The 13,183-nt window shown below is 71.1% G+C and carries 7 protein-coding genes; 4 read left to right on the forward strand and 3 right to left on the reverse strand.

Annotated features, from left to right (window positions below; genetic code table 11):
• Positions 1-309: 309 nt before the first annotated feature.
• Positions 310-1,179 carry a hypothetical protein gene (locus J4573_RS09355; protein ID WP_208254878.1) on the forward strand — a complete coding sequence of 290 codons (870 nt, stop codon included), beginning with the start codon at positions 310-312 and terminating at the stop codon, positions 1,177-1,179.
• Here the strand turns inward: J4573_RS09355 and J4573_RS09360 are convergent.
• The 3 genes from J4573_RS09360 to J4573_RS09370 all read right to left on the reverse strand — a co-directional run bounded on the left by J4573_RS09360 (position 1,176) and on the right by J4573_RS09370 (position 7,387).
• Positions 1,176-1,934, reverse strand: coding sequence for a hypothetical protein (locus J4573_RS09360; RefSeq protein WP_208254879.1), 759 nt, complete (start codon positions 1,932-1,934; stop codon positions 1,176-1,178). The genes J4573_RS09355 and J4573_RS09360 overlap by 4 nt on opposite strands.
• Before the next feature lie 1,938 nt (positions 1,935-3,872).
• Entirely contained in the window at positions 3,873-4,736 is an 864-nt protein-coding gene (locus J4573_RS09365) for a hypothetical protein (protein ID WP_243772673.1), read from the reverse strand.
• Between the two features lie 131 nt (positions 4,737-4,867).
• On the reverse strand, positions 4,868-7,387 hold the full coding sequence (locus J4573_RS09370; RefSeq protein WP_208254880.1) for an ATP-binding SpoIIE family protein phosphatase: 2,520 nt from the start codon (positions 7,385-7,387) through the stop codon (positions 4,868-4,870).
• A 236-nt stretch (positions 7,388-7,623) separates the two neighbouring features.
• Between J4573_RS09370 and J4573_RS09375 the strand changes: the two genes are divergently transcribed.
• The 3 genes from J4573_RS09375 to J4573_RS09385 all read left to right on the forward strand — a co-directional run bounded on the left by J4573_RS09375 (position 7,624) and on the right by J4573_RS09385 (position 13,076).
• Positions 7,624-8,418, forward strand: a complete 795-nt coding sequence (locus tag J4573_RS09375; protein WP_208254881.1) for a TetR/AcrR family transcriptional regulator — start codon at positions 7,624-7,626, stop codon at positions 8,416-8,418.
• Between the two features lie 241 nt (positions 8,419-8,659).
• Positions 8,660-11,824 carry a M14 family metallopeptidase gene (locus J4573_RS09380; RefSeq protein WP_208254882.1) on the forward strand — a complete coding sequence of 1,055 codons (3,165 nt, stop codon included), beginning with the start codon at positions 8,660-8,662 and terminating at the stop codon, positions 11,822-11,824.
• A gap of 592 nt (positions 11,825-12,416) precedes the next feature.
• Positions 12,417-13,076, forward strand: a complete 660-nt coding sequence (locus J4573_RS09385) for a sigma-70 family RNA polymerase sigma factor (RefSeq protein ID WP_243772674.1) — start codon at positions 12,417-12,419, stop codon at positions 13,074-13,076.
• Positions 13,077-13,183: the final 107 nt, after the last annotated feature.

The raw sequence follows: 13,183 nt of genomic DNA on the forward strand, positions 1-13,183 counted from the left end.
GGCGGCACGCACCTGACCGGACCACAAAGGAGGCCAAGCCTCCCAGCAACGGCAACCAGACCACGAGTCACGGCGCACTCGGCCAAATCACCTCTGGCCGCACCACCGTGGAAGCTAGCCTTTGCCTGAACGGTCCCCCCTTGATCGCCCCCGCGACGTTCGACACCATCAGGAGATGAGACGGCGCCCATGCCCCAGCGTCACCGGCCGCCCGTCTCCCTGCCCCCCGTCGAACGTCGGCCGGCTCCCTACGAGGTGGTCCGTGGCAGTCGTCCCGACGCAACGACCGGCGCATTTGGGGTTTAGTCGATGTTCACAACCGTGATCCTCTTGCTGATCTGCCTGGCCATCGGGGCCCGGGAGCTCTATCTGGCATCGGACAAGAGGCTCCCCCGCGCGCAGGCCGAGCTGCGCGACCTGCGGACCCAGGTGGCCGACCTCAACAAGCAGGTCGGCACTCTCGAGACCAAGGTCCGTGAGAAGAGCGGCATCCCGATACCGCAGCCACCCGCGCCAGGTACGCCCGCCGAGGTCCTGGACCAGGTCGAGACCATCGCCGACCGCGTCGACCGCCTCGAACGCGAGCTGAACCGCGTCTCGGCCGAGCTGGACGGCGTCGAGCTGGACCGCGAGTCGCAGCACGCCCTCGCCCGTTCGATGGACTCGGTCGAGCACGTGGTCAGCGAGCTGCACCGCGAGATGCTCGACCGCCTGTCCCACGAGGACGGCGTCGTCGTCGGCCTGCTGCTCAGCGAGGAGGGCGAGAGCGAGCCGCTGCTCTCCGACGCGTACGAGCGCTGCGTCGGTGAGTACGGCCTGCGCGTGCGGATCCGCGACCGCTACCCCGCCCAGGCCGCCAACGGCGGCTACTGGGGCACCGAGTACCACCTGTCGGGCCGCCGCGCCGACGCCCTCTCCGAGGAACTGTTCACGTACGTGCGCGGCCTGTACGACCCGCAGGACCCGTCCGCGCTCACCGCGCTCATGTCCGAGCTCGCGCACCTGCGCGGCGGCGGCGTCACCCGCATCGGCGCGTTCACCGCCGTACGGACGCCGAACGCGCTCATCTGCGGCCTGCTCCCCGAGGGCGACCGCGAGCCCTGGGAGCTCGCGGCCCAGCTCCGCGAGCTCCCCGAGGAGCAGCAGTGCGACCTCACCTGGCTGCGCAGCGAGGACTAGGGCCGTACGAACTGAGGCGCCCCCACGTCGACGCGGAACGCCAGCAGGCACCGCGGCCGCCGCACCACGTCGATCTGCAGGCACACGCCCAGCCCGAGCTTCGGATCCACGAAGACGACCCGCTGCAGCGCCCTCAAAGCGCGCCGCGTCTGCCCTCTCGTCTCGGGCCGCGCCGGATCGAGCAACGTGGAGACGACGATCTTCCCCGCGTACCGCCACAGCTCGGCCGAGTCGAGCACCCGCGTCTTCGCCGCCGCCAGCTCGGCCACGATCACCACACCGGTGTCACCGGTCGAAGCCGACGTCTCCCGCGGCTGATCCCGAGGCCCGAGCGGCCCGCCGACAGCCCGGTGATACCTGAGCGGATCGAGCGTGTCGATGACGAACGCCCCCGCGTACGGCCACGACGCCCGCGGCCGTGACGGCGCCTCGTCCTCCTCCCGCTGCCGCGCGCTGAGGTCGAACACCATCCCCGCGTCGTCCAGCCACGTCGGAACGCCCAGCTTCACCGACCCGGCCCGATCCAGCGTGTCCATCGTCCGCCACAGGTCGTCCGCCCGCCGCGACAGCATGGTGGCGAGCCCCAGCCCGGGGAACGCCCCCTCCAGAACGGCCAGCGTCGCCTGCCAGATCGCGCTGTCGACGAACCCGGCCACGAACGAGTCCACCACGACCTTCCGCCGCGCCGGATCGTCCATCTCCGGCCGCGGAACGTCCGGCACCGTCTCCGAGGACGGCGGCGGCTCCTTCGACAACGGCCCAGGCCGAGACGCCGTCCCGTACGACGGCTCGCTCGACGACACCCACGTAGGCCGAGGCCCCGAAGACGACGACCACCCGGCCGACTCCCCAGGCTCACTCAAGTCCGGCCGAGTCTCCGGACCCTCGCCGCCCCGAGAAGGCGCACCCGCTCCAGGCTGTATCTCCGCCCCAGGCTGAACGCCCCCAGCCGAAGCATCCGCAGGCCGCCCACCAGCGGGCGTATCCGTACTGCTCCACGCGCTCTGGCCTGGCTGCTCGCCTGCGGAGCTCCAACCACCCTCGCCAGGCTGCGCACCCGCGCCGGACACCGGCTCACCCGCAGGCCACGCCCCTTCTCCTGGCCGCGCACCCGCACCAGAGCCGCCCGCGTCTGGGGGCGCGCCAGCACCGGACTGCCCACTCTCCGCAGACCACTCACGCTCGCTCGCGCCAGGCCGGTCGCCACCGGCCGACGGCGCGTCCGTACTGCTCCACCCGCTCTGGGCTCGCTGCTCGCCTACCGCGTGCCAGCCGCCCTCGTCGGGCCGTGCACCCGCGCCGGACTGAGCGCTCCCGCTTGGCTGAACGCCACCAACCGGCGGTGTGTCCGTGCCGCTCCAGTCGCCTTGACCGGGCTGTGTGCCCTCTCCAGGCCGCGCGCCCGCACCAGGCTCCGCCGACCACTCGCGCTCGCCGGGCCACGCGCTCTCGCCCGGTCGCGGGCCCGCGCCGGACTGAGCGCCACCGGTCGGCGGCGTGTCCGTGCTACTCCACCCGCTCTCGCCAGGGCGCGCGCTTCCGCCTGGCCGGCCGCCAGCCGACGGCGGCGTGTCGGTGCTGCTCCACTCGGTCTGGCCCGGCCGCTCGCCTGCGGCGCGCCAGCCGCCCTCGTCGGGCTGAGCGCCCGCGCCGGGCAAGGTGCTTCCACCGGCTTGAGCGCCACCAGCGGGCGGCGCGTCCGTGCCGCTCCAGCCGCCCTGGGCTGACTGATCACCCGCAGCACGCCGTCCGCTCTCGCCGGGCTCGCCGCCAGCGACAGACGGCCCGTCGGTGTCGCTCCAACCGGTCTGCGCTGGCTGCTCACCTGCGGGGCGCCAGCCACTGTCGCCGGGCCGCGCACCTGCATGGGGCTGCGCGCCGCCGGCGGGAGGCGTGTCCGTGCCGTTCCAACCACCCTGGGACGGCTGCTCGCCAGCCGAGCCGGGCCTCGCGCCACCGGCTGGCGGCGAGTCGCTGCTCCACCCGGACTGGGGCGCCTGCGCCGACGGGTCGGGTTGGGGGCCTGCGCCGGGTTGGGCGCCACCAGAGGGTGGCGTGTCCGTGCCGTTCCAACCGCCCTGGGACGGCTGCTCGCCTGCCGGGCCGGGCCGCGCGCCACCGGTGGGCGGGGTGTCGCTGCTCCACCCGGACTGGGGCGCCTGCGCCAACGGGTCGGGTTGGGGGCCTGCGCCGGGCTGGGCGCCACCAGAGAGTGGCGTGTCCGTGCCGTTCCAACCACCCTGGGACGGCTGCTCGCCAGCCGGGCCAGGCCGCGCGCCACCGGTGGGCGGGGTGTCGCTGCTCCACGTGGACTGGGGCGGCTGCGCCGGCGGGGTGGGTTGGGGGCCTCCGGTGGGGGTGTTGCTCCAGCCGGACTGGGGTGGCTGGGGGCTCTCGTCGGGTTGAGGGGTTGGCTTGGAGGGGCCGGGTGGGGTGGCGGTGCGCCAGTCGTTGCCGGCTTGGCCGTACGGGCTGGGGGCCAGGGGGTCGTCTTCGGGTGGGTCGGGTGCGGTGGTGCCCGGGTCGGGGCGGGTGGTCTGGACCGGCTCCCAGTCGCTGGGGGGCGGCGGTTTGCGCCCGGCCACGTGGATATCGCCCGGGTGGGGGGTCTCGCGGACCGGCTCGTCGGGGTCTTCGGGGCTGTCGCGCGTCACGTCAACGATCCTCTGCCCAGGGGGCGATGTTGAGCAAGGTCATGTGACGCCGGTGCCGAAGAGGGCGGCGCACAGGATCTCTAGGCGGTCGGGTCCTTCGACGGGGGGCAGCACGGTGAGGATGTCGTCGTCCAGGCGCAGGCGGACGTTCACCTCGCGGCGCATGGTCTCTTCCGCGCCTTGGGCGGCGGCGACGTCCTGGAGGCCTACTGAGACGAGTCGTGGGAGCTCGACGGTGGTCGTTTGGCGGGACAGTTCGTTCAGCCAGAGGTCGAGGACGCGGCGGGCCAGGCCGTTGAGGAGGCGGCCCCAGGGTTCCAGGAGGTGGGGCGGAACGTTCTCGGTCTGGAGTTCGGGGAGACCGAATCTGGCCAGGCCCTTGGTCGTGAACCAGATGCCGTCGGGGCCCGCGGTGTGAGGCAGGAGGATCCAGTCGGTCAGGCGGATGTGGCCTGACGGGTCGGGGAGGGATCGCAGGATCTGGGCCTGGTCGAGGATCTGCGGGGTGAAGACGTCGATGACCGGGACGGAGAGGGCGGCGCCGACCATGCCGGCGACGGCGCGGGCGGACCACTCGTGGGCGGGCGGCCAGCCGGGGCGGTACGCGGCGCGGATCGCCAGGAGGTGGGAGGACGCCTCGATGGTCGCCAGGTCGCGTTCGGTCGCGCCGTAGACCGCCAGGAGGTCGGCGGGCAGCGGCGGGAACTCGACGGTCGGTCTCATGTCGACCGTGAGCAGCGGGCTGTCGAGCATGCCGAGCACCAGGTCGCGCAGTGGCGGCGCGATGCGCAGGGCCGCTTGTTCGCGTGCCAGTGCGCGTGGATCCGCGGGCGGTGCGGCGAGCACGACGGCGTACGTGCCGTGCAGCGTCTCCGGGACCGGAAGCGTCAGAACGTCACCCAACTCGTTCCCCCGATGGCAAGGGCCGACGGCCCTCCATGCATTCGACACTATCGATCTGATAGGGAATCGACGTTGGAAAGAATCTGTCGCCGTAGCGACAATTTCCTACCAATCGGGGCGATATGGGCCTTCTATAGCGGGTGTTCGAACCAGACGACCTTGCCGGTCTCGGTGCGGTGCGTGCCCCAGCGTTCGGCGAGGAAGCTGACGAGCTGGAGGCCGCGGCCGGACTCGTCGGTCGCGTCCGCGTGGCAGAGGTACGGGAGTTCGTGGCCGTCGTCGGCGACCTCGCAGAGCAGCGCGTTGCCGCGGATGAGCCGCATCGAGATGGAGCCCGCGCCGTGCACGAGCGCGTTGGTGACGAGCTCGCTCACCAGGAGCTGGACGTTGTCGCTCAGCTCCTCCAGGCCCCAGTCGGCGAGGCGTTCGGCCACCTGGGAACGGGCGCGCGAGACCATGCTGGGCTCGGCCTCCAGGTCCCAGACGGCGACCTCCTCCTTGGGGATGCCGTCCAGCCCGACCGCGATCAGGGCGACGTCGTCGGCGGGGTCGTCGGCGCCGAGCCCGTCCAGCAGGAGGTCGCAGGTCCGGTCGAGCGAACGGGTGGCGCCGGTGAGCTGGGCGCGGAGCTCGTCGTAGCCGTCTTCGAGGCTGCGGCCGCGGCGTTCCAGCAGCCCGTCGGTGAACAGTACGAGCTGCGAACCGTCCTCGACGACGGCTTCTACGGTCTCGAACGGTTCGTCGCCCACCCCGATGGGCACGCCGGACGGCACCGCGAGCACGGAGGTGTCGCCGAACGGGCTGACCAGGACCGGCGGCAGATGGCCGGCGTTGGCGAACTGGCAGCGCCGCGCCACCGGGTCGTACACCACGTACAGGCACGTCGCCAGGTAGTCCTCGCCGAGCCGCCGCGCGAGCGTGTCGAGCTGGCGGAGCAGCTGGTCGGGCCGCAGGTCCTGGGTCGCGAGCGTCCGTACGGCGGTACGCAGCTGGCCCATGATGGCGGCCGAGGTGATGCCGTGGCCCATCACGTCGCCGACGACGATGCCGAGCCGGCAGCCGGGCAGCGGGATGGCGTCGAACCAGTCGCCGCCGACCTGGGCGGCCTGGCCCGCGGGCCGGTAGCGGAAGCAGACGCGGGCGCCGGCGACCTTGGGCGGGTCGTCGGGCAGCATGGTGCGTTGCAGCTCCTGCACCATCTGCACCTCGCGGCGGTAGAGCCGCGCGTTGTCGATGCACAGCGCCGCCCGCCGGGCCAGCTCCTCGACCAGCGCGAGCTCGAGCTCGTCGAACGCGGGCCGGTCGGGCTTGCGCAGCAGCTTGAACGTGCCGAGCACCTGCCCGCGCGCGATCAGCGGCATGACCAGCAGCGCCCGGCCGGTGATCAGCGGGCGCAGGTCCCGGTCGGTGAACGGCGCGCAGATCTGTTCGGCGCGCTCACGGCTCACCCGCGGCACGTGCACGCCGCGGCCGGTGCGCATGGCCTCGACGAACGGGGTGTCGGCGGGCATCACCAGCGCCTCGCCCTCGGGCACGGTGTCGTCCCAGCGGCCCACCTCGTCGTCGTGCACGACCGCGACGCGGCGCATCGTGGTCGTTCCGTCGATCTCGCGCGCGGGGGGCTGCCAGTCGGCGGCCGCGACCCGCTCGAGCAGGTCGACGGCGACGAAGTCGGCCAGGTCCGGCACCAGCACCTCGGCGAGTGCCCGGGACGCCTGGAAGTGGTCGAGCGAGCTGCCGATCTGCTGGCCCGCTTCACCTAGGAATGTGAACCGCTCCCGCACGGCCATCGTCTCCAAATCCTTGGTAGGGCGCGGCTTCGGGACGGAGGAGGGAGTGCTTCGCCGGAGCCGCCGGTCTGCCTCGGCGGCGCGTGGCCTGATGCGCAGCGCGCGGGGCATCGCGCCCCAGTAGGGAACGATCGGGAGGCGGACGGTGACGCTCAGGTTGACCGCCGGATAGCCCATCTCCAGCACGCGTTCGGAGACGAACTCCGAGGCGACCGGGCCCATCAGCGGCAGCAGCTCGGCGAGCCGTCGTCCGAGCCGGGCGGTGTCGTCCTCGGTGATGGGCACGAGAGCGGGCTCGACGCGTAGCAGCCGGACGCCGGTGCTCGCGGGCAGCGAGCCCTTGGACGGCGAGACCACCAGGACGTCGCCCATCCCGAGGCCCGGCCCCTCGTCGCGCAGCCGCCGCAGGTCGGTCGCGATCGCCAGCACGCGGATCCCGGCGGCGCCGGGGTCGGCGTCGGCGGGCGGGCGTTCGATCGGGTAGACCCACCAGGCGACCTCGGTGAGCTCGCCGTCGTCGACGCGGGACACGAAGCAGGCGCCGCACCAGACGGCGGCGAAGGCCTCCGGGACGAACGCGCCGCGGTGCTCCTGCGGCAGCCTCAGCAGCGTGGTGAGCGACCGGCCCACCGCGTGTTCCTGGTCGACTCCGAACAGTTCCCCGGCCGCATTGCTCCAGTGGCTGACCCGGCCGTGCCCGTTCAACGCGATGACGGCCATCCGGGCCACACCCAGCAGATGTTGCTCGAGGAGGCGGGGCGCGCGCGCCTCGGCGTCACGGGCCGCGCGCGTTTCGGCGTCACGTGCGCCGGCGGCCTGCTGAACGGCAGGCACAGTCGGCTGACCTCGAGCGATGACCACGCGGACCCCTCCCTGGGCGGCCTACTTCTTTAATGCCCCCGACAACCCGCGGTAAAGAGGACGTTACCTCGCGTGAGCCCGGCGTGCCCGGCACTCCGACGAAGTCGGCCGCCGACGGACGCGCCTGGGCCGGGGACGGTCCGCGTGGACGCGCTCGTTCGCCGCAACGTTCTGGAGTTGCGCTTTGAGTGGGCGCTCACTCATACTGGTGGGTGGACCCCAGGAAGGGAGACGCGGTGGCACCGGCGACCGAGACGATGAAGGACCGCATCCTGGCCGCCGCGATCCAGGTGATCCGCGGCCGCGGGATCGTGGCCGCGACGACCAAGGAGATCGCCCGTACGGCGGGCGTCTCCGAGGGCAGCCTCTACAACCACTTCGACAACAAGACCGCCCTGTTCGCGGCCGCCCTGGGCGAGGTGGCGGGCACCGCCCGCGCCGCGATGATGGAGGTCGTGGGCTCGGCGGGCCAGAACACGGTCGAGGCCAACCTCACCCGCCTGGCCGCCCGGATGGTCGAGTTCTACGGCGAACTGCTGCCGATGACAGGCCCCGTCCTGGCCGACCCCGACCTGATCGCCTGGCTCCGCGCGGGCGGCCCCCAGGCCCAGGGCGCCCCTCCCGTCCCAGCCCCGCCGACCGTCCCCGGCGCTCCCCCAGCCGGAACAGCCCCGACCGCCGCCCCAGCCGCAGGCACCGCCCCGTCGGCCTCGGGCAGCGCCACCCCAGGCGCCGCTCCTGCCTCGGGTGGGGGTGGGCAGGTGGCTCCGCCTACCGCGGCTACCGGGCCTGTGTTGGGGCATGCGGCGCTGATCTCTTATCTCAAGGCGGAGCAGACGGGCGGGCGGCTGGCGGCGGAGGCGGAGCCGGCGTTCATCGCGGCGGCGCTGCTCGGCGGGTGCCAGCAGCACGCGTTCCTCACGCGGCTCGCGGGGCCGGAAACGGTCGCGGCGATGGCGCGGCTGCCGGAAGATCCGGAGGAGTTCGCGGCGGGCTTGGTACGCGCGATTCTGGCCGGAAACGTCCAATGACCCGGTCCACCCGCCCCTTTTTCCTCAGGCCCCACAAATGGCGCAATATACGCCTTTCACCCACAGTTCAACCCTAATGGCCTGACATGGCGCCTGACGTGCCGACGGTGCGCCCGGTGCACATAGATCCCGAAAACTGACCGAATGCGGCAACGGACGCTGTCGCCGCATTGACACCACAATCTCCCTGGCAGAGGATCACGCAGCCCCTCATTGTGATCCACGCCTCAGGGAGGCGCGAATGACGCGCATGTACTTCCGGCGAAGGACCGTCAGACCGGCGAAGGCCACGCCGATCATCGCAGCCGCGGCGCTCCTGATCGGAGTTCTCGCCGCGACCCCGGCCAACGCGGGGCCGAAGCCCGCGAAACCCTCCGACACCATCGACGTGTACTCGGGCGACCTCACGAGCGACCAGGTGAAGGAGCTGAACACCGCCGGGCTGGACCAGAAGGAGGACGTCTCCTTCGGTGCCCGGACCAAGGACGGCAGGACCCACGTCGAGGTCGTCATGAGCGGCGTGCAGGCGGCCGCGCTGGCCAAGCACGGCGTGACCCTCAGCGTGAAGAAGGTGAACGGCAAGGACATCAAGGCGCGCACGCTGGCCGCCCCCAAGGTGTTCAGGCCGTACAGCGGCGCGGGCAACATCCGTGAGGAGATCATCAAGGTCGCCACGGACCATCCCGCGATCGCCCAGCAGGTCGACTTCGGCAAGTCCGTTCAGGGCCAGCCGATGACCGCGATCCGGGTGAGCAAGGACGTCGGGAAGCTGAAGGACGGAAAGCGTCCGGTGGTCATCTACCAGGCCACCCAGCACGCCCGTGAATGGATCACTCCGGAGATGGTGCGCCGGCTTCTGCACTACTACGTCGACAACTACGGCACGAACGCCGACGTCACCAAGATCGTTGACACCACGGACCTGTGGTTCATCCCGGTGGTGAACGTCGACGGCTACGACCTGACGTTCAAGGACGGGTTCCGGCTCTGGCGCAAGAACGCCCGCGACAACAACGGCGACGGCCAGATCACCGGCGGGGACGGCGTCGACCCGAACCGCAACTTCCCCTACAAGTGGGGCTATGACAACGAGGGGTCCTCGGACAACCCGGCGAGCGAGACCTACCGCGGCACCGGGCCCGCCTCCGAGCCCGAGACCCAGGCGCAGGTCAACCTCTACAACAGGCTCAAGCCGAAGTTCCTGATCAACTACCACTCGGCGGCCGAGCTGCTGCTGCACGGCGTGGGCTGGCAGACCCTCACCCGCAGCCCCGACGACACGCTCTACGACGCGATGCTCGGTGACATCGACCACCCGGCGGTGCCGAACTACACGCCCGAGCTGGGCGCGCAGCTCTACACCACCAACGGCGACACCGACGGCCAGGCCGACCACGCCAACGCCACACTGTCGATCACGCCCGAGATGGCGACCTGCGTGACCGCGGCGAACTACCTGCCCGACGACCCGTACACGCCGGAGAACTGCGGCAGCATCTTCGAGTTCCCCGACGACGAGACGCTCGTCAACATGGAGTTCCAGCACAACCTGCCGTTCGCGGTGGCGACCGCCAAGTCGGCGCACACGCCCGACAACCCGGTGTCGGTCGTCGGCCGTACGGCGGCCGACTTCGAGGTCGACAAGTTCGGCACCTCGTACGGCTCGACGCAGGAGGTCGCCTCCTACGTGCGCCGCTCGCTGAACAACAAGGACCTCAACTACCGGATCAACGGCGGACCGGCCAGGCACGACGGCGCCCGCGAATGGCGCGGCGGCGAGCGGTACGGAACCGACAACAAGATCTACTACGGCGAGTACCGCGGCAAGGTCACCGGGCAGAGACCGGGCGACAAGGTCGAGGTCTGGTTCAGCGGCAACAGGGGCAGCAAGCGGGTCGAGAGCCCGCACTTCACCTACACCGTCCGCGACCAGAAGAACGCCGACGTGCTGGTGATCTCCGACGAGGACTACACCGGCATCAACCCCAAGTACCCGGCCGGCACGAACGCGCCGAAGTACGCCCAGCAGTACGCCGACCTGGTCAAGGCGGCCAAGCACAAGCCGGCCCTCTGGGACATCGACAAGGACGGCGCACCGCACGACCTCGGCGTCCTGAGCCACTTCAAGGCCGTGGTCTGGTACCTCGGCGACAACCGGCTCACCCAGGACCAGGCCGACGACCCGGTGCAGACCTACCTCGGGAACGTCCCCGACTCCCAGGTGGCCGACCGGGCCAAGGACACCGTCCTGAACATCCGCTCGTACCTCAACGAGGGCGGCAAACTGCTCTACACGGGCGAGACGACCGGCTACAACGGCCCGCTCAACCGCCTGAACGGCGGCGGGATCTACTACGGGCTGAAGGGTCACCCCGAGAAGCCCTGCGTGGTCACGAGCAACTTCCGCGACGACTGTGAGCTGCTCTCGGACGACTTCGTCCAGTACTACCTGGGCGGCTACGACCGGGCCGTGGTGGGCAACCCGAACCAGGTCACCGGGACCGACAGGCCGTTCAGCGGCGTCAAGGCGGCCCTCGGCGGCACGCCGTCCAACCCGGTGAACGAGGCGGGCGGCTTCCAGGTCACCTCGTCGGTGCTGCCGACCAGCCAGTACCCGCAGTTCAAGAGCTGGAAGGCGGGCGACTACCTGGGCGCGGCCGGGCCGTACGAGCCGGTCGAGGGCCAGTGGTACGTCGCGGGCACGCATCAGGACAACCTGTACCGGCGGCTCACCCGCACGATCGACCTGTCGTCGGTCACCGCGGCGCAGGCCCCGACACTGCAGGCGCAGCTGTCCTACAGCACCGAGACCGGCTTCGACAACGTGATCCTGGAGGCGCACACCGACGGCGCCGAGGACTGGACCACGCTGCCGGACAAGAACGGCCGGACCCGGAACACCGTCCCGACCGAGTGCGAGCAGGGCTACCTGCTGGCCGAGCACCCGTTCCTGCTGCACTACCTGACCGCCGGCAACCCGTGCACCAACACCGGTAGCAGCGGCCAGTGGAACGCCTTCACCGGCAACTCCGGCGGCTGGAAGCCCGTGGCGTTCGACCTGTCGGCCTACGCCGGCAAGAAGGTCGACGTCTCGATCTCCTACGTCAGCGACCCGGGTTCCGGCGGAACGGGCCTGTTCATCGACGACACCAAGGTCACCACGACCAGCGGCACGCTGGACGCGGAGGGCTTCGAGACCGGTCTCGGCCCCTGGGCGATCCAGGGCGCTCCGGCGGGCAGCCCCGGCAACACCGGGGAGTTCGTCCGGTCGCAGGCCTTGATCGACTCCGTCTCGGCGGTCGCGACCAAGGACTCGCTCCTGCTCGGGTACGGGCTGGAGCAGGTCACCAACGCCGCGGATCAGAAGGATCTGATGACCCGCGCACTGAACCATCTCATCGGGTAACACCGCACCCCAGCCGGCGGAAGCCACATGGCTGACGCCGGAACCCCAGGAGCCCTGGCCGCCTCCACCGGCCGGGGCTCTTGGCTTGCGGAACGCCTGAACTGCTCGCGGAACGCTGACCTGGAGGACAAACCGCCAAGAAGTCGCCTTTACCAGGTCAAACCCACTACCACAGCCCCCAGGGGGCCGAATGTGACGGACGCCACCCATTTTGGTGCCGTGTTCACGCAACCTTTTGGACCGCGCCAGGCGTCTTACATATCGGGAACACCACCGAAGAGTGGACTGCGCCCGACCGAGCACGGCCCGCGACGTCCCAACCCCTTGGGGTCGCCAGGCACAGCCGGCACGCGCACTCCCTCGGCCCACCCTCCACGCGCGGCCGAGACCCCCACCCGGCATAGACCGGCCTGCTAGGGAGCCCTCCAGCCCCCTCGAGAAGAACGCGGCACCGAGCCGCGTCACGGCCCGGCCTCGAACCCGTCGGGAACGGTGGAACGTATCCCATACACGGGGGGCGGCCGATCCGCCCGGTCCGCGCGGAAGCGCGGAGCAATCCGGCCCACCGGGTCACGACCATCGGGGAGCGAAGATGAGCGCCGTCGCCATGCCCGTCCGCGAGAACGCCGCCAGCGGCACCACCCGCGGCACCACCGTCAGCGGCCACACCGTCACTGGCCACGCCGTCGGCGGCCGCACCGTCAACACCGACACCGAGCGCTACGAGCGCGACGTGCTTCCCTTCGTCGACCCCCTGTACGCCAGCGCCGTGCGGATGACCCGCAACAGCGCCGACGCCGAGGACCTGGTCCAGGAGACCCTCGCCAAGGCCTACGTGAACTTCCACCAGTTCCAGGAGGGCACCAACCTCAAGGCCTGGCTGCACCGGATCCTGACCAACAACTTCATCAACACCTACCGCAAGAAGCAGCGCGAGCCCATGCGGGCCGGCTCGGAGGAGCTGGAGGAGTGGCAGATCGCGCAGGCCGAGTCGCACTCGGCCGGGTTCCGGTCGGCCGAGTCCGAGGCCCTGGACCGGATGCCCGACTCCGAGATCGTCCAGGCTCTGCGGAGCCTCCCGAAGGACTTCCGCGACGCCGTCTACCTGGCCGACGTCGAGGGCTACCACTACAAGGAGATCGCCGAGATGATGGGCTCTCCCATCGGCACGGTGATGTCCCGCCTGCACCGCGGCCGCAAGCAGCTGCGCGAGGCCCTCTCCGACCACCGCACGCACACGCTCGCCGCCTGACGGCGACCAAGGACCACGACCCCCCAGAACCATCCTCCCCACCCCCAGAAGATCCCGCGGCCACCATCCCCCGGCCGCGGGATCTTCGCCTTTCCGGCCCCGATCCT

Origin of the sequence: Actinomadura barringtoniae, assembly GCF_017573505.1 — a bacterium.
In the GTDB taxonomy this organism is placed as follows: Bacteria; Actinomycetota; Actinomycetes; order Streptosporangiales; family Streptosporangiaceae; genus Spirillospora; species Spirillospora barringtoniae.